This window comes from Candidatus Tisiphia endosymbiont of Nemotelus nigrinus (assembly GCF_964026475.1).
Classification (GTDB): domain Bacteria; phylum Pseudomonadota; class Alphaproteobacteria; order Rickettsiales; family Rickettsiaceae; genus Tisiphia.
Genome location: NZ_OZ032151.1, coordinates 1,214,733 through 1,239,159, shown reverse-complemented (window position 1 = coordinate 1,239,159; position 24,427 = coordinate 1,214,733). Strand labels below are relative to the sequence as shown.

Below are 24,427 nucleotides of genomic sequence, written 5' to 3'. Positions count from 1 at the left end.
TGTTTTATAATTTGTCTGTTATAGTATAGCCAATAAAGAAATTGATATAGGTGGGATTAGTGGTCAAGTATTTATTTGTTATAATGTTATTAGCTATTAATTTTAATAGCTATGCAATAGAAACTATAGTTATAGAGCGTGGACATGTTGATCCAATGCCGATAGCCATTAATAAATTTGATGCAGATAATAGTGCGAATAATGTAATTGGTGTTGATATAATTAGTGTAGTATCTAATGACCTAAAGAGTTCTGGTATGTTTCGCCCGATTTCTACTGCCTCTTTTATAGAACAAGCTTTAGGAGTAAAACATAAGCCTCTTTTTGCTGCTTGGCGACAAATTAATGCTAATCTGCTAATTAATGGTGAGGTTACTAAGCTATCTTCTGGCAAGATAAAGGTTAGTTTTATATTATGGGATGTAAGTTTAGAAAAAGATCTTGTATACGAGGTTTTTGAAGTATCGCCCCATTTATGGCGTAGGGTAGCTCATAAAATAGCTGATAAGATTTACGAGAAAATTACCGGGGACTCAGGTTATTTTGATACAAAAATAGTATATGTGTCAGAAAGTGGACCTTATCTAAAACGGGTAAAGAAAATAGCTATGATGGATCATGATGGTGCTAATCATAAATATCTGTCAGATGGTAAAAATCTAGTCCTTACTCCAAGATTTTCGCCGCAAGCAGATAGGATTATGTATTTATCGTATGCACGAAAGCAGAAACCGCATGTGTATATTCGTGATCTTAAAACAGGTAAAGAGAGATTGGTTGGTAATTTCCCTGGTATGTCCTTTGCCCCAAGGTTTTCCCCTCAGGGGAATAAGGCTATAATGTCAATAGCAAGAAATGGTGCTACCCATATTTTTGAAATTGACTTGAATAGCATGGCAACTAAGCAGTTGACCACTGGTATTGGTATTAATACTTCTCCTAGCTATTCACCAGATGGCAGTAAAATAGTTTTTAATTCTGATCGAAATGGATCAAGGCAATTATATATTATGAATTCTGATGGTTCAAATGTGGAGCGTATCAGTTTTGGCAGAGGAGTTTACGCGGCACCAAGCTGGTCACCTAGAGGAGATTATATAGCCTTTACTAAAATTTCTAGAGAGGGTTTTACCATTGGGGTGATGAAAGCTATTGGCAATGCTGAAGAGAATAGTGAAAGAATTATAACCAGTGGGTATCTAGTTGAAAGCCCATGTTGGTCAGCCAATGGTAGGATAATTATGTTTGCTAAAGGTTGGCCTCCTAGGAACAAAACAGCAGGAAGAAATCGTATATATTCCATTGACTTAACCGGTTATAATGAAAGAGAAATTCTCACTCCTCAAGATGCTTCTGATCCAGAATGGTCAAAAATGTTAAATTAACGTCATTGCCGATATAGCTCAGTTGGCAGAGCGACGCATTCGTAACGCGTAGGTCGGGGGTTCGATTCCCTTTATCGGCACCATAAATATTTAATTGTAGAAGGGTTATTGTGTGAGGCAAATGACCCTATATAATTCACATGTTGAAAATCATTATCAATCTATAGTTCTGCTATTTTAAACAATACGTAAATTAATCTTAATTATTACAAGATAATTTATTACATAAAGGTTGTTAAATATTAATATAATGGTATTGTTCTATCCGACATTAGTTAATAGTGTTCAATTTTAACAACTTGTAATAAAAATAAAGGAGATAAAATAATGGGACAGATAAAACATAACAAACAAAAGGCTAAGCAAGCGGCTAATTTCTACCGTAATAAGAAGCCTCTTAACAAAGCTCAACAGGAGCATCTTAATGAGATTCTTAGTACCGAGATTCCTACTGCAAAACATAAGACAGATTTTGGGGTAGAGCATATTGATGGAGGGGAAGCACATACTCATTGGGGAAAGGCTCTCCTGTTGCTTGGCAGTTTTTTGAAACCTATTGGTACTACTCCAATTATGCCGGGTATTTCAGACAATGATCACAATAGCTTATCTTCAGCTAAGATGAATCACCAGCCTAATTTGTTTAACACTATTGCTCATGTAAATACTCTAGGTAACCAAGTTATCCCGAAGTTAGTCACACAAGACACTCTTCCTCAACAATTTACAATAGAAGGTAAAACATTAACTTTCAGAGGTGCCTATTTAGATCCACAAGTTCTTAAAGAGACACTCTCGGCAAATCCTAATATTAATACGTTTGATGTAATAGGCTGTATTATAAGCCCCAAAATCGCAAAAGAGGTTGGAAAAGCATTTGAAGATACTAATGTTAAGAAGTTGACACTTCGTGGAGCTGAGCTAGGGCAAGAAGGAGCATTAGCTCTTGTAAAGGGTCTTAGATATACTAAGGTTAAAAATTTGAATCTAGCAGGCAACAAGATTGGAGCCAACAAAGTAGACACAATTGTAAATGCACTTAAACCGACTAAGGTTGAGGATTTGAATCTAGCAGACAACGATTTAGGGTTTAAGGGAGCAGTAGAGGCTATAAAATCACTTGGACATAGGATACATAAGTTGAACCTATCAATGAATAATATAGTGGACCATATGCCAGCTATTGCAATATATCTTAGTATATATACTAAAGTTACTGATTTTAATATAGAAGGGAACGATATAAGTATTAAAGATATAGCAGAGATTAAATACTTTCTTAGAGGTACCAAGATTATAGTGGATCTAGGATATATGGACTATACAAAGACTAAAGCTGTGCAAGCAAGTCTAGACAAGCTATTAAGAGATAATGAAGAATTATCACGACTAAAAGCTCTTAAAATACAAATATACAATAACTGGAAAAAAGCTACCGCTAAGAAAGATAGTACCGTGAAGCTGACTACTACTGAAAAAACTAACACTAAGGAAGGAACCAAAGAAGATACTGTTAAGGAAGTTGCTAAGGGAGTTGCTCAGGTAGTTGTTAAGAGAGTTGCCGAAGACGCTACTCAGAAAGCTACTACCACCATGAAGTTGGATACTACTGAGAAAGATAGTACCGTGAAGCCGACTACTACTGAGAAAGTTGCTACTACTAAGAAAGGTATTACTACTCAGGAAACTGCTACTAGCATGAAGTCTACTGCTGAAGAAGCTACCACTAAGGGGGCTGGTACTACCAAGAAAGATGTTACCACTGAAGGAAACAAATTAGTGGACTTACTCTTAGCAAAAGTTACAGGAGTAGCTTCAACAGCTGCTTCTGTAGCTTTCGCAACTGCTAAGAAAGAAGCTACTACTGAGCAACAGTTTATTATTAATGAAGAGCCGGTTCATCAGAGTGGGTTTGTTATTCCTGAGGAAAAAAAGTTAATAGACTGGTTTTTAGCAAAAGTCACAGGAAGTTCAATTGCTGGTGTTGTGTTTTTAGCAGGTGTTCTTGGGAGTGCTTTTGGTTTATACAAACTATGTGGCAAGAAGGCAAGCGGTAGCGAATCTCAGGATGATAATACAAACGCATCTTGTGACACGGGTACTTTGCCGTTATCAACCTTGCAAACAAATTGTAATAACATAGATACGGTATTGAGGATATCAACGGATCAGGAGTTGATAAGTAATATATCCGATCCATCAGTAAATAATGAGATGGATTTAGTGGGTGATGACAGCCAGGCTAGCAATGAGTTGTTAACTCATCTCAAGGATTGCTTCGTCGTCTAAAGTGGCTTCTCGCAATGACGAGTGGGGTGCATTATGTCATTGCGAGCTGATATACCCCCACGAAATCAATCACGGTTGAGAATCATCAATAGCTTTATGAAAATTTATAAATTTCTTAAGGATTTTGATAGATAAAATATTACAGCATTTTTGGATAGTTCCATACATAAGTAATTAAAGCATGATAAATGAACCACTTGTTTGTAATTCTATAAAACTTACGCTATGTTTTACAACAAGTAGCTTAGTACTGGGATATTATAAAATTATTCACTTTGATAGTACGGCTTCTGGTCAAGGTTTTTAATAATATTTGAGATAACATAGCGTAAGTTTTCTCTAGTAAACATTGTCTAACACGTCTTTGACAAACTCCTAGTTTCCTCTCGAAGAAATAATTTTTATTTTTTTGAAAATTTAGACAAAAGATAATTGCTATGGCTTACATCTCTTAAACCATAGCTTGATATCCTATAATATCGACAGACATTTCTGTATCAGTTGTAATTTGAGGAACAAGTTCGAATAAGTCTCTCTCATTTAGGGCAATACATCCAGCTGTAGGTTTTTCACCAATATGGAGAAATATAGCGCTTCCTAAGCCTGGAGTCCTATCTGCATTATGATTTATCTCATATAGTAAATCGTATAAGTTATCTTCACGCATTAAAGATTCGACACTAAAAGGAGGCTGTCCATTAGGATAATCATTTTTTTCTCTATATGTATTATATGTGTCAGGATAATTAGGATCATCAGCCCATACACTGCCTTCTTGTATGATTTTTTTAGGTGTATTAATTTGTTCTACAATATTTTTAGGTAGTCGATCTTCTCTATAATATGCTTCGAGTATTTTATAGGTCCCAGTAGGCGTCTTACAATCCCCTTCTACTTTATATTGACTATTTATTACTCCCTTCTTGCCTATATTACATTTATAAACCTTATCATTTACTGTTAATGTAGCAGCATTATTTTTTTCATTATAACAAACATGCAGTTTCATAATTAACACACCTTACGCATTGCGTTTAAAAGTTATAGGAAAAATAGCCTGGCATCCATTGCAAGGATACGCTTTAGTGCTGATAAAGCACTCCTATTTTATATCATCCATGTGAACGTACAGAGCGTTCAGGTTAGGCCTGGGTATGTACATGAATACCTAATAAGTAGTTATCAATACAATTTTTCAACACAAGATAATATTATGAAATATTGTATTGTAGAAATGGTGGCCAGAGCTGGAATCGAACCAGCGACACAAGGATCTTCAATCCTTTGCTCTACCAACTGAGCTATCTGGCCATACGAGTCTATAGCTAATCCGACTAATATACTCAAATGATTTGGAGAGTTGGAGTGTAAAACAAGGGGTGAGTAAGCGAAACGTACATGAAGTACGTGAACACACAAATGCCCCGAAGTTTTGCGGAACTAATTCTCCAAAGCAGAAGAATATATTTACCCATAACAAGCTATAACGTCTACTAGCGAGGAACTATTTAGGCAGCGACGAAGCAATCCATCCAAGATTATGCTAATCTATGAATCGCCTCTCGACCTACTATCTTCCTCGCAATGACGTCTTATTTTAGGCTTTGTAAAGGTTTCTATAAATAAAACAACTTTGTCCTTATAATCTTAAATATAGCTCCCTATTATTGTCCAGGTTTCCTACTAGGTTCTTTTTTACTAACTTCCTTATTAGTCTCATCTGTTATCTGTGGTAACATTATTTTGACATCAGCTTTACTCTCAAGATCAGCAACATACTTTAGTATAACCTCCCTACTAAGCTTATTGGTGATATTGGCAATTGCTTCTTCTTTAGGAGGTATCTGTGCAGGTCTTTTATCAAGTACAGTAATTATATGCCAACCAAACTGGGTTTTAACCGGAGAAGAGATTTCATTTACTTTCATTGATAATGCTTTATTTTCAAATTCAGGCACTAACTGCCCAGAAGTGATATAGCCTATCTCTCCACCATTTCCCTTAGATCCTTCATCTTGTGAGAAATCTTTAGCAAGCTTAGCAAATTTCCCCCCTTTTTTAAGCCTATTTTGTATATCTGCTGCTTCTTTTTCAGTTGCAACCAAAATATGGCTTACTTTTACCTCTTCTTTTCCTTTTAAGCTAGCAACTAATTTATCATATTCAGCATTAATCATTTTCTCATCAACATGAGATTTTACATAACGCTCCATCAATTCTTGCTGAATCATTTGGTTTTTCGCTATATTCAACTTATCTTGGAATTCTTTTGAAGATTCAATATTAGAGTCTTTAGCGGCTTGCTCAAGCAATTTTGTATCGATATAACCACGAACTAACATTTCTTGTATATTTGCATTGAGATCACCAAACTTCTTACCTTTAGCACTTGGTTGGGTATCTAAAGAAGGTTGAAATTGTTGCATAACCTGCGATTCTCTTACTTCACCACCTTTATAGGTAGCAACAATTTTATCTTCGTCAGCAAAGGCACTACTCGCAAGTAAGCTAGCAGATAAAAAAGCTATAGATATTCTTTTCATTTGTTATCCATTTATATTTATTATTGATTGTTAGATTTTATAATGATAACCACCTGACGTCAACAGCTATTTACAAATTTGTTTGATAAATATTATAAAATATCATATTTTACAATATATTCTTTTATAAGATACCATTTTTATACAGGTATCATTTTTACAAAGTTATTTACAGAATCTAGGATATAAATGTTTTCTTTACTTAAAAAATTATTCGGCACAGCAAACGATAGAAATATCAAAAAACTATTATTAGAAATTGAAAAAATTAATTTGCTTGAACCATCAGTACAAAAGCTTTCTGATGATGAGTTGAGAAATAAAACAGAGCAATTTAGGCAAAGATTAAAAGATGGTGAATCATTAGATGACTTAACTTATGAAGCTTTTGCTGTTGTACGGGAAGCTGCAAAAAGAGTCTATGGGATGAGGCATTTTGATGTTCAGCTAATTGGTGGATTGATATTGCACCGTGGTATGATTACTGAAATGCGTACAGGAGAAGGAAAAACTTTAGTTGCCACATTACCTGCATATTTGAATGCTCTTACTGGTGAGGGAGTACATGTTGTTACGGTAAATGATTATTTAGCAAAACGTGATGCTGAGTGGATGGGAAAAATCTATAATTTTTTAGGATTATCTGTTGGATGTATCTTTGCTAATATTAGTGACAAAGAAAGACATAATGCCTATAGAGCAGATATTACTCATGCAACTAATAACGAGCTTGGATTTGATTTTCTTAGAGATAACATGAAATATAGTGAAGATGCTAAGGTACTTCGTCCCTTTAAATTCGCTATTATTGATGAAGTTGACTCAATTTTAATTGATGAAGCAAGAACACCACTAATTATATCAGGTCCAGTAGATGATCGCTCGGATTTATACGCTAAAATTGATAAATTAGTTCGTCAGTTTAAAGATGAAGATTACGAAAAAGATGAGAAATTGCGAACGGTTAATCTTACTGAGGATGGTATAACTCATGTAGAATCAATGCTTGTGACCAATAGTCTTATTGAGAAAGGTTCAAGCCTTTATGATTTTGAGAATTTAAGTTTGGTTCATTATGTCAATCAATCATTAAGAGCACATATTCTATTCAATCGTGATGTTGATTATTTAGTGCGTGATGGAAAGGTGATGATTATTGATGAATTTACTGGACGTGTTATGGAAGGTAGGCGATATTCTGAAGGGTTACACCAAGCGCTAGAAGCAAAAGAGCATGTTCAAATTCAAAATGAGAATCAAACTTTAGCTTCTATTACCTTTCAAAATTATTTCAGGAATTATCCCAAATTATCCGGCATGACTGGTACAGCAATGACTGAAGCTACAGAGTTAAAGGACATATATAATCTTGATGTGCTGGCTGTTCCTACTCATAATCCAATCACTAGGGTTGATTATGATGATGAGATTTACGGCAATAAACACGATAAATATCAAGCTATTATAAAATTAATACAAGAATGTTATGATCGTGGTCAACCTGTTTTGGTTGGAACGGTTAGTATAGAGAAGTCTGAAGAAATTTCTAAGTTACTTACCAAAAATAAAATAACACATAATGTTTTAAACGCAAAATTTCATCAGCAGGAAGCATTTATTATAGCTCAGGCTGGACGATTTAAAGCTGTGACTATTGCCACAAATATGGCAGGTCGTGGTACAGATATTATGCTTGGTGGTAACCCGGAAATGCTAATAGAACAACTTTCTCTGCAAAATCTACCTGAAGAACAGTATCAATTAGAAGTGGTCAAAATAAAGGAACAAATATCCGAAGAGAAGCAACGGGTAATAGAGGCTGGGGGGTTATTTGTTATAGGTACCGAAAGACATGAGAGTCGTAGAATAGACAACCAGTTGCGAGGAAGGGCTGGTAGACAAGGTGATCCAGGTAATACAAAATTTTTCTTATCTCTAGAAGATGATCTTATGCGTATTTTTGCTTCAGATCGTATTTCTGGAGTCCTAAGAACGCTAGGGCTAAAAGATGGTGAAGCAATTCATCACCCTATGATTAGTCGTTCGCTTGAAAAAGCTCAGCAGAAAGTTGAAGGCCATAATTACGAGATACGTAAAAATTTATTACGTTTTGATGATGTTATGAATGATCAACGTAAGATATTTTATGAGCAACGTACTGATATCATTGAATCAAAATCTGTCCATGATTTTTTAGATAACATGACAAAAGAATTGGTAGAAAAAGTGGTATTGACTTTCATTCCACCTGGTTCTTATAGGGAAGACTGGGATGTAAACGCTCTAACAGGAGAATTGCAGCGTATTTTTGCTGTAAAACTAGATCAAGAATCTATAACAAAGGCTAATGTTACCGAGATAGAGGTGACATCTAATGTTGTTCAAATGGTAAATGACCTATACCGTGCGAAAAATGAAGCATATAGCGTTGACTTGATGAATGATGCAATTAAGTATATTTTACTAACAACTTTAGATCAAGTATGGAAAGATCATTTACATAATTTAGATCATTTGCGACAAGGTATATCACTAAGGGCTTATGCTCAAAAGGATCCACTTAACGAGTATAAAAGAGAGGCATTCAATTTATTTGAACAAATGCTTAATAATTTGAAGGAGCTATTTATTCAGAAAGTTTGTCATCTTCATATGGATACTAGCCACATTAGAAAAGAATCGATGTCTTTGGCAAATAAAACACTGCAAAAGACCATGCGAGAAACTAGGGAAGACCCCGCTTTTAGTAAATATAATGCTGGGGTTAGTATTGAAACTCAGCTCAAACCCATTAAAACTCAAGTTAATCCACAAGATAGAATACAATCAGATCCATCAAGTTGGGGAAAAGTGGCTAGAAACGAATTATGCCCTTGTGGTTCCGATAAGAAATATAAATATTGTCATGGAAGTAATGAGTGACTCACCTATCTATAATCCTCAAGATTGATTATTTGTGCTGACTTAATATCTATATTGGAGTGAGAGGTAAGCAAAATAATCCCACCGTTATTTGCTTTTGAAATAATCAAATTATATAGTAACTCTTTGTTTTCTTGATCTAGGTTTGCTTCTACTTCATCTAATAACCATAAGTTTGATTGGCAAGCAATGAGCTTGGCTAAGGCAACCTTTTTTTGGTTGCCAGCAGAAAGCCTGTAACATTTTTCATGCAAAATATTATATAACTTGAAATAGTATATTGAAGATTCTAGTGTTTCAGGGGAGTCATAAATTGTAGACCAGAATTTTAAATGTTCTAATACAGTTATTTGAGATTTTAACCCAAGATTATGCCCAATATAATTACAATAAGGTTTTTTAAAATATTTGCAGTTCAATGACCTATAAAAAACATTGCCACTCGTTGGGTTCTGGATATTAGCAACAATTCTGAGTAATGAAGTTTTTCCGCAACCATTGGCTCCTTGCAAATAAATTATAGATGATGGTAAAAAAGTCACGCTGATATTAGTGAAGATACTTTTTTGGTCTATAATAAGAGTGACATGTTCAAATGACAGCATTTATATATTTGAATGATCTAAATAATTGATAGCTAACCCCAAATTTTAGCCTACCAATTTTGGGTTGTTTATGGATTGCTACGTCGTCTACGTCTTTTCGCAATGACTTATTCGTCTATAATTAGCGAGATCGCGTAGTGGCCGTGGCAATCCACGTTTATTAGATTAGCTATATCTTTGCTTACTTTACAGTATTTCTATTTCTTTGCAACTTATACATTTGTTACATCATTTAAATCATCTCCCATAATGCATACTGTGTTATCATGACCCTCTTGCACCACAGCAGTTACTGTTGATAGTGGAAAACAACTCATTGCATCTTTCTGTTTTAAGTCTTCTGTTGGTTTACTAAAACACTTATTCTTAAAATAATTCACAATGCCTTGAGCTTCAGGATGAGTCTTCATCCAACAATGATGAATGAGTTTAAGCATAACCCCAAATCCCAATACAGAAGCTAAGGTTCCAACTATACCTTGTCCAGGTTTAGTGTCCATCCATCCTTGGTTTGAGGAGGAGCTTTGGTTTTGTGGCGTTGATGTAGGATCATCTTGCTCATGAACTCCTGAGTAATTAGCAATATCTTCATCTTTCAGCATAATACTAGCGTCCGTTGTAGAAATGGTAGAATCTTCTGTATGAACAGTGGTATCGTCAATTCCAGTAGTAGAAGATGCATTGGTAGCAGTTTTTTCTACCGTAGGAGTAGAATTTTTTGCAGTAGTAGAAGTTCCATCAATTACAGTAGTAGAAGATGTACTGGTAGTAGTAGGATTAGCTTTATCTTTATCTCCATAAGGATAAGGCTTAAAGCCCGAACGCACCCACCCTTTTTCAGAGTTACCTACAGAATTTCCCTGAGCATTAGGCACAGAGTGTGCATTAGCAACTTCCATTGCTGCACCTAAAACAGTAAGGAAAACAACCGTCTTAGGAATATATGAAAAAATATTAGCACCATTTGTATGAGAAGATTCCTCATTGATTAGTTCAAGATCTTTAGCTACAATGCGTTCTGTATCATTAAGCAAATCTTTGTCGTATACTTTTAGAGTTGCTTCTACGAAAAGCCGTTGATGATTTTTATCTAAATCTAATAATTCTTCTTTATGAAGATCATACAAAGAGGTAAAAAAACCAAATTCGTCAAGATAAGGGTTTATCTGTAAATCTTTTTGTTTATCATGTCTACGATTTTTTGCCATAAAAATTGTTTCCTATTTTAAAGTATTGATTAATTTTTAGTTAAACAAGATAGTTAACATAAACTATCTAAATTGATAAAATAGGCTTTTTATATGGAAGTCAAGATTTAATTTCAAAATGGTAAAAAATAACATAGTGATGGTTTATAACTAATTACTATGTCATTGCGAGGGAGACCGTAGGTCGACGAAGCAATCCAAATATGATCTTTCTTGGATTGCCACAACCACTCACGTGGTCTCGCAATGACGGAAAGGCTTTTACCCAAAAGTCATTGCGAGGAGTGCGTAAGCATGACGAAGCAATCCAAATAGTTATTAAAAATGGATTGTCACGACCACTCTCGTATTCTCGCTAATAGACGGAGACCATCTAAAGCTCTAACGTGTTAGTATCTACATTTGTTGGATTCTCCCCTATAGGGGCTACTGCGCTATCATCATTCTTTAAAACATTATCAGTTATTGTTAGTAGTGGAAGATAACTCTTTTCATCTTTCTGTTCTAAGTCTTCTGTTGGTTTACTAAAACACTTACTTCTAAAATAACTCAAAACGCCTTGAGATTCAGGATGAGTCTTCATCCAACAATGATGAATGCCTTTAAGTGTACTCCCAAGTACCAATACTGATAGACTTCCAACTATAGTTTGTCCCAATTTAGTGTTCATCCATCCTTGGCTTGAGTAGGAGCTTTGGTTTTGTGGCGTTGATGTAGGAACAGCCTCCTCCTTAAATGGAGCAGGATTAGTTTCCATTTGAGTTGTGTTTGCTTCCGCCATAGAAGTAGAAGTCTCTGTGGAAGTAGAATTTGTTGCAGTTAAAGTGCTAGAAGATGGCTTAATAGTAGGTTCTGTGAAGTTTTGTAAAAAAATAAATTAAAAAGAAGGAGAGGTAGTGTATTTTCTATTTTAGACAATCAAAAACACTACCGGAATGAATTATCATATAAAAATCAGAGAATGGCAACAAATTATTGAAATATTAAGAAAAAGAAAAGATATAAAAACAAGAAATGAGGATAAGCTTAGACGATTTATTGAAGCAATATGGTACATAACACGTTCAGGATGCCAATGGCGGTTGTTACCGAGTGTTTATGGTTCATGGCGAGCAGTGCATATGAGGTTTAAAACTTGGTCTAATAAAGGAATATGGACCGATTTGTTTGAGCAAGTACAAGCTAATCCTGACATGGAATCAACAATGATTGACGCTACTATAGTTCGTGCCCATGCATGCTCAGCAGGTTATAAAAAAGATAGCCAAGATCAAGAAGCTTTAGGGCGTAGTAAAGGAGGTTTTACTACTAAAATCCATGCCTTAGTTGACGCTCTTGGTAATCCTTTAAAGTTTATTTTAACTGCAGGTCAAAGACATGACATTACACAAGCCAACTCATTGGTTAAAGATATTAAAAATACTATGCTCCTTGCCGATAAGGCATATGATAGCAATGCTTTTATTGAGCAGCTTGAAGAGCAAAATTGTATAGCTGTTATTCCATCAAAAAAGAACCGAAAACAGCAAAGGGAGTACGATAAACATATCTATAAAGAACGTCATTCGATCGAATGTTTTTTTGGTAAAATTAAACATTTTAGACGAATTTTTTCGAGATTTGATAAAACTGCTACTGATTTCTTGTCTTTTTTGCAATTTGTTGGAGCTTTTATATGGCTTCGTTAGAAAACTTCACAGAACCTAGATGTTTAGTCCCAGGGTGTAATGTTGTATATTATAAAGAATTACCATCAAGAGAGGAATTATGGGACAAATATTACACGGCTGTGCCAAAACGACAGAGGCAATACGTTTCGCAATCCAAAATAGTCAAGAGAGCTTAAAGACTTTAGCAAGAAAATATTCTATTAATCCTAAAACAGTTGCTAAGTGGAAGAAACGAACTACATTACAAGATACTTGTATGGGTCCCAAAGAACCATCTTCTACAGTATTAACTTCTGAAGAAGAAGCTATGTGTATAGCATTTCGTAAACACACTTTATTATCTTTAGATGATTGCTTATATGCTTTACAAGTCAGTATTCCCAAGCTTACTAGATCTTCTTTACATAGACTTCTTCAACGCCATAATGTTAGTAGGTTACCGGAAGTAAAAGGAAATAACAAAACCAAGAAGAAGTTTAAACTTTATCCAATTGGTTATTTCCATATAGATATTGCTGAAGTCAAAACAGAAGAAGGTAAACTCTATCTATTTGTTGCTATTGATCGCACTTCAAAGTTTGTGTATGTAGAACTTTTACCAAGATGTACCAAGACAGAAACAGCACAATTTCTTCGTAATTTAATTAAAGCTATACCTTATAAAATTCATACTATTTTGACAGATAATGGTATTCAATTTACTAACAGAACAGTAGATAAGAATGCTTGGATGCATATTTTTGATCGTATTTGCTATGAATACAATATTGAACACAGGCTAACAAAAGTTAATCATCCATGGACTAATGGACAGGTAGAACGTATGAATCGTACTATTAAAGAGGCAACTGTTAAACGTTTTTATTATGACAATCATCAGCAACTTAAACAACATTTATATGATTTTATCAATGCCTACAATTTCGCAAAAAGACTTAAAGCTCTTAAAGGTTTAACTCCTTATGAATTTATCATAAAAACATGGACATCTGATCCAAATAAATTTATTATTAACCCTAACCACTACATCCTGGGACTAAACACCCCTAGTAGTTTTTGCTAATTTTTCTAATTCTTTAATGGCGTATAGTGCAGGAGGATATTTAGGGCGTGTCTCGAGAGCTTTATTGTATGCATCTAGAGCTTGTGGATATTCTTTTGCATCAAACAATTTATTACCCGTTAGTACATGCTGATAAGCCTCCGAAGGACATGGAACGTTAAGTTCCGAATCAGAAGAATGTCGCATATATTTTTTAATTTCTTTATTCTTGGTATAGTGTACATATAAGCGAAATGCAGGCTTAATTACTACTGATTCTTGTTCAACTCTAACTATTTCGGTTTCACTATATGCTGATATTAAGCATAAATGTTTTTTAGCAACCCACTCATTAAGCCAAGCTCCTGAAACTGTATTTTCTTGTTCCTTACAAGGCTCCTGAAAACAGTGATAATATAGTTGTGCTATACGATATAAATATGTCTTTAGTACAAGTGAAACGCAGTTTTCATTCGGCAAATCTACATATTCTACTATTTTAAACTTTTCCTTAGCAGCACGAGCACTTCTATGATGAACCGTATCGGGGTTATTTGCCTCAGGTTCTTTAAATAAATATTTAAGGTCCTCTTCATCTACTAGGTCAGCTCCGTTTACTAGGTCATCTTCGTTTACTAGGTCAGCTTCGTTTACTGGAGTTTCATGCTCTATATCTTCAGTATATGGGTATCCTGCATCTGACTTAAGCTTCCTAATTACATAGTCACTATGTGCAGGTAAAGCAGCTTCTAAAATTGCTTTTATCTGTTCCTTAGAATATTTAGAAGTAACAGATGGGTCTTGAACTAATGCTGATGGTATAGTGAAGTTGGAAAGGCTATTATCACCCTTTGTTATGCCGTGATTGTTTGTCTTTTGTCCTTTAGGCAATGCATTCGATAAACCTAAACCCCATACGAGCGTAGTAAACAGGTAAGAAGGAGAGAACTGTATCATAAAAATTGTTTCCTATTTAGTAATATTGATTAATATTTAATTTAACAAGATAGTTAACATAAACTATTGAAATTGATAAAATAGGTTTTTTGTATAGATGTCAAGATTTAATTTCAAAATTGTCTAATCACAACAGTGGCTAGAAATGGATTGCTTCGTCGGCTTACGCCTTCTCGCAATGACGCTTGGGTAAAAGCCTTTCCGTCATTGCGAGGAGCTACTTTAGTAGCAACGAAGCAATCCCGTTTTGTGTCATACCTGCGAAAGCAGGTATCTAGATTCCTGCCTACGCAGGAATGACAGCTTACAGTTGCTTCTTCATAGTTGGATTAACCATAAATATTTTTTAAGTTAAATTAAATGAAATGCTTAGTGCTAGGTATTTTTAGTGTATACTCAAAATAAAAGTTAATGATTATAGCTAATTCGGTTAGTATTACGTCGTCGTCATTGCGAGACCACGTGAATGGTCGTGGCAATCCATTCCTAGTTACCTTTGTAGATTGCTTTGTTAGCCTATGGTCTTCTCACAATAAAGGAGTAATAATTAACCGAATTAGCTATAAAACAAATGGAGAGTAGTAGCATGAATTCTAATTATCTAAAAGAAATATCTATAGGAAATGATATTTATAAAATTTTTGACATAAATAAGGCGGCAAATGATATTGGGCTTGAATTAAAGCGTCTACCTTATAGTTTAAGGATATTATTTGAGAATGTCCTGCGTCTAACTAGTAGCCAAGAGAAGTTATTACCATTTAAAGAATGGCTTAAGGCGAAGAAATCCGAGGCCGAAATATCGTTTATGCCAGCTAGGGTGTTAATGCAAGATTTTACTGGCGTCCCGGCTATTGTTGATTTGGCTGCTATGCGTGATGCGATAAAAAAACTAGGTGGTGACCCATTAAAAATTAATCCTTTGATTCCCGTTGACTTGGTAATAGATCATTCTGTACAAGTTGATTATTATGGTACAAGTGATTCTTTTGATAAAAATGTTACAATGGAAGTAACTAGGAATATAGAGCGTTATCAATTTTTAAAATGGGGGCAAGAAGTATTTGATAATTTTAAAGTGGTGCCGCCGGGAACAGGCATTTGTCATCAGGTTAATTTGGAGTATTTGGCTAATGTTGTGTGGACTAAACAACAAGAAGGTGTGACTTATGCTTATCCGGATACATTGGTTGGTACAGATAGTCATACTACGATGATTAATGGTTTGGCAGTTCTTGGCTGGGGAGTCGGGGGAATTGAGGCTGAGGCGGCAATGCTTGGTCAACCTCTATCAATGATTTTACCCGAGGTAATTGGCTTTAAGTTAAGCGGCTCTTTAAATGGGATGATTACGGCTACAGATTTGGTGCTAACCGTTACTCAAATGCTCAGAAAGAAAAATGTCGTTGGCAAATTTGTTGAATTTTATGGAGATGGGCTAGATTCGCTGACATTGGCAGATAGGGCAACCATATCAAATATGGCACCTGAATATGGTGCTACTTGTGGCTTCTTCCCTATTGATAATGAGACTATAAAATATCTTAATTTGACGGCTAGAGATGCAAATCATATAAAATTAGTAGAGCAATATGCTAAGCTACAGTCATTATGGTATGAATCGACAATTACTCCAGAATATACTGATACATTAGAGCTGGATTTATCTACTATCGAAGCTTCCTTAGCAGGACCAAGACGCCCGCAAGATCGGGTTAACCTAAAAAATGTCGCCAGCAATTTTAACACTGAACTGGCTTCTTTAAGCAAAGGGGACGTTAATATTGACAAGAAATACCATATTGCTGAGCAATATAGTATAGGTCATGGCTACGTGGTAATAGCAGCGATTACCAGCTGCACCAATACTTCCAATCCTAATGTAATGATTGGTGCAGGTTTGCTAGCTAAAAAAGCAATAGAACTTGGATTGGTGAAAAAACCATGGGTTAAAACCTCATTGGCTCCTGGTTCAAAAGTAGTAACGGAATATTTGAAGAAAAGTGGGCTTGACCAGTATCTCAACGATTTAGGTTTTAATCTTGTCGGTTATGGCTGTACTACCTGTATCGGCAATTCTGGCTCGCTTCTGCCGGAAATAGAAGAGACTATTTCTAGAAACAATCTGGTTGTTGCTTCGGTATTATCTGGTAACAGAAATTTTGAAGGCAGGGTACACCCTCTAACCATCGCTAGTTATCTTGCCTCCCCTCCTCTAGTCATTGCTTATGCTATCACAGGTACTATCAATATTAATCTTGATACTGATCCGATAGGCAAAAGTCACGATGGTAAAGATGTCTATCTTAAGGATATTTGGCCGACTCAACAGGAGATAAAGAAATTAATTGAGGAATCTATTAACTCTAAAATGTTCAAGGACAAATATAGTGATATATTTTTAGGTGATAAGGAATGGCAGAATATCAAGGTAACTAAAAGTGATACTTATAATTGGAATAAACATAGTACTTATATCAATAATCCTCCTTATTTTGAAGGTATCGAGCATATATCAAGTGGATTGTGTGATATAGAATCTGCTAGAATATTAGCCATTTTTGGCAATTCTATTACTACTGATCATATATCGCCAGCCGGAAATATTAGTAAAACAAGCCCTGCTGCTAAATATTTAACTGAGCAGGGTATTTTACCGGCAGATTTTAATTCCTATGGATCACGGCGTGGCAATCATCAAGTAATGGTACGCGGTACTTTCGCCAATAATAGGATTAAAAATGCTATGTGTCTTGGAATTGACGGGGGGATAACGATCAATCAACTAGATGGTCAACAAATGAGTATTTATGATGCAGCTCAGGATTATAAGGCTCATTCTATCCCTTTGGTGATTTTCGCAGGTAAAGAATATGGCTCTGGTTCATCGAGAGATTGGGCAGCAAAAGGTACTAGTTTATTGGGAGTAAAAGCAGTAATTGCTGAAAGTTTTGAAAGAATTCACCGGTCAAATTTAGTTGGTATGGGTGTGTTACCGCTGGTGCTTGCTTCTTGTACGGTAAGTGATTTAAAACTTGATGGTTCTGAATATATTACAATTACGGGTTTAGGTGAAAAAATATACTCAAATGATTTGGAGAATTGGAATGTAAAACAAGGGGTGAGCGAACGGAACGTACAAAGCGTACGTGAGTACGCGAATGCCCCGCAGTTTTATGGAGCCAATTCTTCAAAGCAGAAGAGTATACAGCCTTATCAACAACTTAGTTGTATTATCAGGAGAAAAAATGGTATAGTTGAAACTATCGAAGTAATATTACAAGTTTTTACAGATAATGAGCTAGATTATATAAAATATGGCAGTATAATGCACTTAGTGGTTAAGAATTTTAGTTGTTCTGTTTAGTTGTATTGGACTTGGTACGGTATCCTGAACGTGTTTGTCATCCTGAGCTTGGCATGTCATCCTGAGGGCATTTGTCATCCTGAATTTATTTCAGGATCTTAATCGTACATAATCTAGATCCTGAAACAAGTTCAGGATGACAAATGCTCTCAGGGAGACTTTAACTTGCTAGATCATAATTTAAAGAGATAAAAATGGATAAGGAAATTAAGAAATATATAAAAGCAGGAAGAACGAATCTTATCGTAATTTATATATTATTTTTGTGTGGAATAGTTGCTCCATTATTACCTATTATTGGAACAATTTTTTCCTATATTAATAAGGATGTTAAAAATAAATATTTAGCCAGTCATTATATTTTTATATGGCGTACTTTCTGGATGGGATTTGTGGGTATTATGATATCTATGATAACTACCATAATACTAATTGGTCCTGTATTGTATCTATGCTTATTGGTGTGGTTTATATTAAGGATTGCTATCGGTTTCAAATATTTATTAAATAGTATAGAACATCCGAACTATATGACTTACTGGATCAAATAGAATGGATTTGGGAACTATGCTTGGCAAGCAAACTACCTATAAAGATTTGTATGACAATACTTTATTATACCCAATTAGTCGTAATTTTGCTAGAGAGCAATTACAGATAGTAGGTGCTTTGCCTTTCCATGGCTTTGACATTTGGAATTGTTATGAGGTCTCTTGGCTAAGCAAAACTGGTAAACCTGAGGTAAGGATATTGGAATTTATGGTGAATAGCGATTCGCCTAATATTGTAGAATCAAAATCACTAAAGCTTTACTTAAATTCTTTTAATAACACTAAATTTGAAAATTCAGACCAAGTAAAAGAATTAATTACTAGGGATTTAAGTCTAGTATTTGAATCAGCTGTAATGGTTTTCTTAAAATATTTAGAGTCATATGATGGTATTAGGCTGCAATCTTTTTCAGGCATAAATATCGATAGGTTAGAGGTAACAATTACTAGTTTTGAAGTTAGCCAAAATTTGCCAAAATTGTTGAAAGATAATACGGAGATAGTGGATGAGGTGCTATATTCTAACTTGCTAAAATCGAATTGTTTGGTTACCAACCAACCAGATTGGGCATCAGTACAGATTAGTTATCGAGGTAGAAGAATTGACCATAGTTCGTTATTGAAATATTTGGTATCATTTCGTAATCATAATGAGTTTCATGAACAATGTGTTGAGCGTATTTTTTGTGATATTAGTAAGTTTTGTACTCCCGATGAATTAACTGTTTATGCCAGATACACAAGACGTGGCGGCATAGATATTAACCCTATACGGTCTAGTAGCAAGCTGGATATTACAAAAATTAGCAATTTAAGACATATTCGTCAATAATGCTAGACTGTTAACAAAGCTTATTCAATTGATGAATTAATGGATTTTTTAGCGAAAATTAATAAGAACTACAGTTGCAGATTAAATAAATTATAAGAAATTTGAGTATTTTTCTTACAATTGCCGCTATAGCTAACCCGAGTGAGTTCTACATAATTCCTTTGTCATTGCGAGGAGCTACTTTAGGAGCGACGAAGCAATCCAAAAGTTGTAACAGCACGCTGTTTATTTGGATCGCCACGCCACTTCGTGGCTCGCGATGACGGTTGTTTGTTCTTATAACCTCTAGCACTACGGTTGTACATTTATAGCTAATCCGTTAGAGTTTTAGATAGTCTCAGTCATTGCGAAACCACGTAGTGGTTGCGGCAATCCACATTCATTAGATTGCTTCGTCGCTACTAAAGTAGCTCCTCGCAATGACGTTGTGTTGTTTCCCCTATGGCTTTTAAATGCCATGCGTAAGGTAAGTTAAATAATCACTATAGATATCTAACTAAGGTCTCATGCATCTTTATTTGATACAACTAACTATATTTTAACTATTATTTTTATCCAGTTTTTCTTTACTCTGCGTAAGATGAGTAAATAATTTGGATTAGCCGCAAATATTTTTAAATTAAATGGAATGAAACACTTAGTGTTAGATATTTTTAGTGTATAGTCAAAAAATAACAGGAAATTTAAGAGCGTTAGATGTTTGAGCAATTACTTGGTTTCTCTTCCATATATTTTATTATGCAAGGGATGGTAGTAACACTGAAATATAGTGTAGTGTCGGTGTTGTTAGGATTGATTATCGGTACTTTACTAGCAATTTGCAAGGTAAGCAAAAGTTGTGCCTTAAGGATTTTTGCTAATTTTTATACATCGGTTTTTCGTGGCACCCCTTTGCTTATCCAACTTAGCATAATTTATTTTGGTTTGCCTAGTTTAATTGGTATTAAGCTTGGGGCCTTCGCTGCAGGCACTATAGCTTTCTCATTAAATTCAGGGGCATATGTTTCGGAAATAATTAGAGCTGGAATTAATGCTGTTGATAAGGGGCAGATTGAAGCGTCTAAGGCATTAGGCATACCTGAGAGATTAATGATCAAAGATATCATCTTGCCGCAAGCTATAAGAAATATTTTACCTTCATTGGTTAATGAGCTTATTAATCTAATCAAAGAATCATCGATTATATCAATTATCGGTGAAATGGATTTAATGCGGAGAGCCCAGCTAGTATCGGCTGAACATTTTACTTATTTTACGCCTCTATTAATAGCAGGGCTTTGTTATTATGTTATGGTAATAATTATCAGTAATTTAGCCAAAATTCTTGAGAAAAAACTAGCAATTGGAGCTGAGTAGGATTTTTTTATATGTACCTAAGTGAAATATGCATCAAGCGTCCAGTATTTGCAACAGTTATGAGTCTAGTAATTGTTATTTTAGGAGTTGTATTTTTTACTAAATTACAAATTAGAGGTACTCCTGATATTTCTTCTCCTATAATAACAGTGCATGCATATTATCCTGGAGCAGATGCTCTTTATATGGAAAAAGAGATCACCACTCGTATTGAGAAAGCCCTGAAAACTATAAAGAATCTTGATTCTATCACTTCCCAAAGCTCAACAAGTAATAGCTACATCACTTTAATATTTTCATCATCGGCTAATATCGAAGTATCTTTAAACGATGTTCGATCTAAAATTGCTGGGATAAGCCATATATTTCCTAAAGATATGCAAGCTCCTCGAGTTAGTAAGCAAGATGGCAATAAACATCCTAGTATGTTCTTAAGTATTAGTAGTGACGTATATAGTGATTTGCAATTGACCCAAATTGTTCAAGAGAGTGTAACAGGCATTTTAGAGAAACTTGAAACAATAGGTCAGGTTAAAATGCAAGGTGGTAAATATTATTCTATGCGGATAGAACCTGATCCGGTAAAATTATATCAGCATAAAATGTCAGTGTTGGAAATTGCAAATGCTATAACAAAACAAACTACCTCTTATCCGGCTGGGACTATTAAAACAGCCACTCGTGATTTTACCGTAAGATTAGACGGTTCTTTAAATAAACCGGAACAGTTTGAACAAATCATACTAAAAGTAAAAGATGCTAGTATATTAAGATTACGAGATATTGCTAAAGTATATTTAGCTCCCCCCGAAGATGATGTAATTTTTAGATATAATGGTAAAAGTTCGGTAGCACTTGCACTGATAAAACAATCAAAGACAAACATGCTTGATTTATCTAAAGAAGTTAGATCATCACTAGATAAAATTAAAAAGAATCTACCTAATGGTATAACAATTGATACAGCCTATGATGAGTCAATTCCAATTAATGCTTCAATCAAATCAGTGTTCCTTACGATCTTTGAAGCATTAATTTTAGTTATAATAGTAGTATATTTATTCCTAGCATCAGTAAGAATCACTCTGATACCACTGGTAACCATTCCGGTATCGCTGATTGGTACATTTATTGTCATGTATTATTTAGGGTTTTCTATTAACACATTTACCCTTTTAGCAATGATATTGGCTATTGGTCTGGTGGTAGATGATGCAATAGTAATGCTAGAAAATATTTTTAGGTACAATGAGATGGGGCATTCTGCTATGGAATCTGCTATCCTTGCATCTAAGGAAATAGGTTTTGCCGTTATAGCAATGACTATAACACTTGCCTCAGTATTCCTGCCTATAGGTTTTATTGATGGACTTATTGGTAAGTTATTCCTTGAATTTGCTTGGACCTTGGCATTTTGTGTGTTAGTTTCTGGTTTTGTTGCTTTAACCTTAACACCGATGATGGCAAGTCGTATGATTGGCAAAAATGATCAGCCTCCCTTAGGGTTTTTAGTTAAATTTGATCAGTTTATTAAATTAGTCCAAAGCAAATATTTGGCTTATTTAAATCTTGCTTTTGATCATAAAAAGCAATTCTCACTTATTATTGTCCTATCTTTAGTGCTGCTGGTTGTTAGTTTTATCTTTGTCCCAAAGGTTTTTGTTCCTCAGGAAGATAATGGTGTTGTAGTGCTTGGATTCTCCAGTTCTCAAGGTTCTAATATGGAACAATCAGAAAAATCAATAGTAGAAGTTGAAAAAATACTTAATTCTTACAAAGATATAGTAGGATATTTGACGATAATTTATCAGGGGGGTGGTTACGGTTACATACCTCTTAAAGACTGGAAGGCAAGGACAATGTCACAAAAAACTATAATAAATTTACTTAATCAGCAATTTCAACAAATAACTGGAATACCGATTTTTGCAATGGCACAACGTTCACAAGTTAGCGGTAATGCTGGAAGTCCTGTGGAATTTACTTTGCAATCCTCGCTTGAATATGAACAGCTAGATCAAATATCGCAGAAATTCGTTGAGGCTATGAAGAAAAACCCAGTTTTTATGAATATGAATGTTTCTAGTGATTTAAATTCCTCTATGCCAACGATTGATGTAATTGTTAACCGAGATAAAGCTTATCTTTATGGCGTGAGTTTAGAAAATATAGGATTAACATTGCAATATTTGCTAGCAGGAAAGCAAATTGGTGATTTCAGAATGGGCAACGAACTGTACGATATAACTATGCAGTATAATTTAAAACATCGTAGTAATATCGATCATTTTAGTAAGATTTTGATACCCACTAATAACCCAACTGATAATTTGTTGCCATTAAGTGTTGTGGCTAATATGGTTGAGAAAGTATCTATCAATTATTATAATCACTATAATAATGCTAGATCAGTAACCATCTCGGCAGATTTGGCACCAAACCAAAAAATTACCGACGCAATAAAACAAATTAATAATATAGCTAATGAATTATTGGATCGTAATACCACTATCCTAGAATATATTGGCGAGATTAAGCGAAAGGCTGAATCAGAAGGTACTATGACTGTTACGTTCTTATTTGCTTTGTTGTTTATTTACTTAGTGCTTTCAGCACAATTTGAGAGTTTTACTGATCCGATATTAATACTTATTGCTGTACCATTCTCGATTACTGGTGGAGTATTAACGCTCTGGATATTTGGTAATACGCTTAATCTATATAGCTTTATTGGTTTGATCACTTTAATTGGTTTGATTACAAAAAATTCTATTATGATCGTAGAATTTACTAATAACTTGAGAAGCCAAGGATTAAATATTAGAGAAGCTGTAACTAAAGCCTCTAACTTAAGACTTAGACCAATTTTAATGACCACTCTAGCAACTATTTTTGGGGCGTTATCATTAGTCATTGCCTCGGGAGCAGGAGCAGAAGCACAAAAATCTATTGGTTTGGTAATAGTGGGTGGGATGAGTATTGGTACTCTGTTTACTATATTTGTTATTCCAGTTTTATACCAAAGTTTTAAAAGAGAGACTATCTAAGAACCAAGACAAAGCGTATACTCTGCTGAATCGGTTAATGGAGTAACCAATAACTTATAACCATATTCTGTCATTAAGTAGTAAGTGTAATATTCATGAACATTTTCTATAGTTATACTCAAATCATCTGAGTATACATCCTTAATAATTCTTTTTCCAAGCAAAATATCCGTTTTATCCGGATTTAGCTTGAGATTTGTGTCTATTACTATAATTTTCATACCAATAAATTTATCAAGTTGTATCTCTAGCTCAATTTTAATAACAGCATTTTTGGATGAATTATTAGACGCTACAATAATTAAACAGATAATAATCTGTGCTATATGCTCATTGATAGCTGTGCTTGGTAACCTTGTAAACAATAATTCAATATTATGATTTTTTGATTTTAAAAAATCAGTAGCTAATCTATTAATTTCTGCAATAGAAATTTTGTTATCCTTAGAAGGCAGAGAGTACACATAACGATAAAACTGTAAATAGTTTATAAGTCTATTGGTACTATCCTGAATCAGTTTAGTAGCTTTTTCTTGATAGGCTACAGTTTTTATTAAGCCAATACTATTATCTATAACACCTATTGTTCCGGCAAAATCATGACATATTTTTTCATTTAAAGCTTGGCATAGTCTTATTGAATTCAGCATAAT

19 protein-coding genes, 2 tRNA genes and 1 pseudogene are annotated in these 24,427 nt (G+C 34.6%); 12 read left to right on the top strand and 10 right to left on the bottom strand.

The genetic code is table 11. The annotated features are described in order from the left end of the window. Positions 1–83: 83 nt before the first annotated feature. The 3 genes from tolB to AAGD39_RS05850 all read left to right on the top strand — a co-directional run bounded on the left by tolB (position 84) and on the right by AAGD39_RS05850 (position 3,674). Positions 84–1,385, top strand: coding sequence for a Tol-Pal system beta propeller repeat protein TolB (tolB, locus tag AAGD39_RS05860; protein ID WP_341757247.1), 1,302 nt, complete (start codon positions 84–86; stop codon positions 1,383–1,385). Positions 1,386–1,392: 7 nt separating this feature from the next. Further along, positions 1,393–1,468: transfer RNA gene (locus AAGD39_RS05855), tRNA-Thr, on the top strand. Between the two features lie 244 nt (positions 1,469–1,712). Next, a complete protein-coding gene (locus AAGD39_RS05850; protein WP_341756440.1) occupies positions 1,713–3,674 on the top strand; it encodes a hypothetical protein in 1,962 nt (653 codons plus the stop codon). 451 nt (positions 3,675–4,125) lie between these two features. Here AAGD39_RS05850 and AAGD39_RS05845 read toward each other — a convergent pair whose 3' ends face one another. The 3 genes from AAGD39_RS05845 to AAGD39_RS05835 form a co-directional block, all read right to left on the bottom strand. Then, positions 4,126–4,683, bottom strand: a complete 558-nt coding sequence (locus tag AAGD39_RS05845) for a L,D-transpeptidase family protein (protein ID WP_341756439.1) — start codon at positions 4,681–4,683, stop codon at positions 4,126–4,128. Positions 4,684–4,909: 226 nt separating this feature from the next. Continuing rightward, positions 4,910–4,985, bottom strand: a tRNA-Phe gene (locus AAGD39_RS05840). A 353-nt stretch (positions 4,986–5,338) separates the two neighbouring features. Then, positions 5,339–6,217 carry a peptidylprolyl isomerase gene (locus AAGD39_RS05835; RefSeq protein WP_341756438.1) on the bottom strand — a complete coding sequence of 293 codons (879 nt, stop codon included), beginning with the start codon at positions 6,215–6,217 and terminating at the stop codon, positions 5,339–5,341. Between the two features lie 189 nt (positions 6,218–6,406). On the opposite strand from AAGD39_RS05835, the gene secA reads away from it, so the two are divergent. Next, positions 6,407–9,139, top strand: coding sequence for a preprotein translocase subunit SecA (gene secA, locus AAGD39_RS05830; RefSeq protein WP_341756437.1), 2,733 nt, complete (start codon positions 6,407–6,409; stop codon positions 9,137–9,139). A 5-nt stretch (positions 9,140–9,144) separates the two neighbouring features. Here secA and ccmA read toward each other — a convergent pair whose 3' ends face one another. The 3 genes from ccmA to AAGD39_RS05815 all read right to left on the bottom strand — a co-directional run bounded on the left by ccmA (position 9,145) and on the right by AAGD39_RS05815 (position 11,733). Continuing rightward, positions 9,145–9,744: a heme ABC exporter ATP-binding protein CcmA gene (ccmA, locus tag AAGD39_RS05825; protein ID WP_341756436.1), complete on the bottom strand. Its 600-nt coding sequence runs from the start codon at positions 9,742–9,744 to the stop codon at positions 9,145–9,147. A gap of 212 nt (positions 9,745–9,956) precedes the next feature. Further along, positions 9,957–10,952, bottom strand: a complete 996-nt coding sequence (locus AAGD39_RS05820) for a hypothetical protein (protein ID WP_341756435.1) — start codon at positions 10,950–10,952, stop codon at positions 9,957–9,959. Positions 10,953–11,325: 373 nt separating this feature from the next. After that, a complete protein-coding gene (locus tag AAGD39_RS05815) occupies positions 11,326–11,733 on the bottom strand; it encodes a hypothetical protein (RefSeq protein ID WP_341756434.1) in 408 nt (135 codons plus the stop codon). A gap of 154 nt (positions 11,734–11,887) precedes the next feature. Here AAGD39_RS05815 and AAGD39_RS05810 point away from each other — a divergent pair, with 154 nt between their 5' ends. Then, entirely contained in the window at positions 11,888–12,640 is a 753-nt protein-coding gene (locus tag AAGD39_RS05810) for an IS5 family transposase (protein WP_341756183.1), read from the top strand. A gap of 79 nt (positions 12,641–12,719) precedes the next feature. After that, positions 12,720–13,685 (top strand): IS481 family transposase, encoded by a 966-nt coding sequence (locus AAGD39_RS05805; protein WP_341756433.1) that lies wholly within the window; start codon positions 12,720–12,722, stop codon positions 13,683–13,685. Here the strand turns inward: AAGD39_RS05805 and AAGD39_RS05800 are convergent. Beyond that, positions 13,659–14,621 (bottom strand): hypothetical protein, encoded by a 963-nt coding sequence (locus tag AAGD39_RS05800; protein WP_341756432.1) that lies wholly within the window; start codon positions 14,619–14,621, stop codon positions 13,659–13,661. The genes AAGD39_RS05805 and AAGD39_RS05800 overlap by 27 nt on opposite strands. 411 nt (positions 14,622–15,032) lie before the next feature. Here AAGD39_RS05800 and AAGD39_RS05795 point away from each other — a divergent pair, with 411 nt between their 5' ends. From AAGD39_RS05795 to queF, 4 genes and pseudogenes are all read left to right on the top strand, one after another. Then, a complete protein-coding gene (locus AAGD39_RS05795; RefSeq protein ID WP_341756431.1) occupies positions 15,033–15,203 on the top strand; it encodes a hypothetical protein in 171 nt (56 codons plus the stop codon). A gap of 4 nt (positions 15,204–15,207) precedes the next feature. Then, positions 15,208–17,691: pseudogene (acnA, locus tag AAGD39_RS05790) on the top strand (aconitate hydratase AcnA); the annotation flags it as partial. Positions 17,692–18,182: 491 nt separating this feature from the next. Further along, positions 18,183–18,539, top strand: a complete 357-nt coding sequence (locus AAGD39_RS05785) for a hypothetical protein (protein WP_341756430.1) — start codon at positions 18,183–18,185, stop codon at positions 18,537–18,539. 1 nt (position 18,540) lies between these two features. Next, on the top strand, positions 18,541–19,371 hold the full coding sequence (gene queF, locus AAGD39_RS05780) for an NADPH-dependent 7-cyano-7-deazaguanine reductase QueF (protein ID WP_341756429.1): 831 nt from the start codon (positions 18,541–18,543) through the stop codon (positions 19,369–19,371). A gap of 182 nt (positions 19,372–19,553) precedes the next feature. Here the strand turns inward: queF and AAGD39_RS05775 are convergent, their stop codons facing one another. Together AAGD39_RS05775 and AAGD39_RS05770 are read right to left on the bottom strand one after the other, a co-directional pair. After that, positions 19,554–19,676 carry a hypothetical protein gene (locus AAGD39_RS05775; RefSeq protein WP_341756428.1) on the bottom strand — a complete coding sequence of 41 codons (123 nt, stop codon included), beginning with the start codon at positions 19,674–19,676 and terminating at the stop codon, positions 19,554–19,556. Between the two features lie 22 nt (positions 19,677–19,698). Next, positions 19,699–19,830: a hypothetical protein gene (locus AAGD39_RS05770; RefSeq protein WP_341756427.1), complete on the bottom strand. Its 132-nt coding sequence runs from the start codon at positions 19,828–19,830 to the stop codon at positions 19,699–19,701. A gap of 237 nt (positions 19,831–20,067) precedes the next feature. On the opposite strand from AAGD39_RS05770, the gene AAGD39_RS05765 reads away from it, so the two are divergent. Both AAGD39_RS05765 and AAGD39_RS05760 read left to right on the top strand, forming a co-directional pair. Further along, on the top strand, positions 20,068–20,727 hold the full coding sequence (locus AAGD39_RS05765) for an amino acid ABC transporter permease (RefSeq protein ID WP_341756426.1): 660 nt from the start codon (positions 20,068–20,070) through the stop codon (positions 20,725–20,727). Between the two features lie 11 nt (positions 20,728–20,738). Further along, positions 20,739–23,774 carry an efflux RND transporter permease subunit gene (locus AAGD39_RS05760; RefSeq protein WP_341756425.1) on the top strand — a complete coding sequence of 1,012 codons (3,036 nt, stop codon included), beginning with the start codon at positions 20,739–20,741 and terminating at the stop codon, positions 23,772–23,774. On the opposite strand, the gene AAGD39_RS05755 is transcribed toward AAGD39_RS05760, so the two are convergent. Beyond that, entirely contained in the window at positions 23,771–24,424 is a 654-nt protein-coding gene (locus AAGD39_RS05755) for a hypothetical protein (protein ID WP_341756424.1), read from the bottom strand. The genes AAGD39_RS05760 and AAGD39_RS05755 overlap by 4 nt on opposite strands. Between the last annotated feature and the right edge of the window lie 3 nt (positions 24,425–24,427).

What these genes read in the sequence shown, in the direction of transcription:
- tolB (WP_341757247.1), top strand. Translation starts at nt 84, where the DNA reads ATGTTATTAGCTATTAATTTTAATAGCTATGCAATAGAAACTATAGTT.
- AAGD39_RS05850 (WP_341756440.1), top strand. Translation starts at nt 1,713, where the DNA reads ATGGGACAGATAAAACATAACAAACAAAAGGCTAAGCAAGCGGCTAAT.
- AAGD39_RS05845 (WP_341756439.1), bottom strand. Translation starts at nt 4,683, where the DNA reads ATGAAACTGCATGTTTGTTATAATGAAAAAAATAATGCTGCTACATTA.
- AAGD39_RS05835 (WP_341756438.1), bottom strand. Translation starts at nt 6,217, where the DNA reads ATGAAAAGAATATCTATAGCTTTTTTATCTGCTAGCTTACTTGCGAGT.
- secA (WP_341756437.1), top strand. Translation starts at nt 6,407, where the DNA reads ATGTTTTCTTTACTTAAAAAATTATTCGGCACAGCAAACGATAGAAAT.
- ccmA (WP_341756436.1), bottom strand. Translation starts at nt 9,744, where the DNA reads ATGCTGTCATTTGAACATGTCACTCTTATTATAGACCAAAAAAGTATC.
- AAGD39_RS05820 (WP_341756435.1), bottom strand. Translation starts at nt 10,952, where the DNA reads ATGGCAAAAAATCGTAGACATGATAAACAAAAAGATTTACAGATAAAC.
- AAGD39_RS05815 (WP_341756434.1), bottom strand. Translation starts at nt 11,733, where the DNA reads ATGGCGGAAGCAAACACAACTCAAATGGAAACTAATCCTGCTCCATTT.
- AAGD39_RS05810 (WP_341756183.1), top strand. Translation starts at nt 11,888, where the DNA reads ATGAATTATCATATAAAAATCAGAGAATGGCAACAAATTATTGAAATA.
- AAGD39_RS05805 (WP_341756433.1), top strand. Translation starts at nt 12,720, where the DNA reads ATGGGACAAATATTACACGGCTGTGCCAAAACGACAGAGGCAATACGT.
- AAGD39_RS05800 (WP_341756432.1), bottom strand. Translation starts at nt 14,621, where the DNA reads ATGATACAGTTCTCTCCTTCTTACCTGTTTACTACGCTCGTATGGGGT.
- AAGD39_RS05795 (WP_341756431.1), top strand. Translation starts at nt 15,033, where the DNA reads ATGATTATAGCTAATTCGGTTAGTATTACGTCGTCGTCATTGCGAGAC.
- AAGD39_RS05785 (WP_341756430.1), top strand. Translation starts at nt 18,183, where the DNA reads ATGGATAAGGAAATTAAGAAATATATAAAAGCAGGAAGAACGAATCTT.
- queF (WP_341756429.1), top strand. Translation starts at nt 18,541, where the DNA reads ATGGATTTGGGAACTATGCTTGGCAAGCAAACTACCTATAAAGATTTG.
- AAGD39_RS05775 (WP_341756428.1), bottom strand. Translation starts at nt 19,676, where the DNA reads ATGTACAACCGTAGTGCTAGAGGTTATAAGAACAAACAACCGTCATCG.
- AAGD39_RS05770 (WP_341756427.1), bottom strand. Translation starts at nt 19,830, where the DNA reads ATGGCATTTAAAAGCCATAGGGGAAACAACACAACGTCATTGCGAGGA.
- AAGD39_RS05765 (WP_341756426.1), top strand. Translation starts at nt 20,068, where the DNA reads ATGTTTGAGCAATTACTTGGTTTCTCTTCCATATATTTTATTATGCAA.
- AAGD39_RS05760 (WP_341756425.1), top strand. Translation starts at nt 20,739, where the DNA reads ATGTACCTAAGTGAAATATGCATCAAGCGTCCAGTATTTGCAACAGTT.
- AAGD39_RS05755 (WP_341756424.1), bottom strand. Translation starts at nt 24,424, where the DNA reads ATGCTGAATTCAATAAGACTATGCCAAGCTTTAAATGAAAAAATATGT.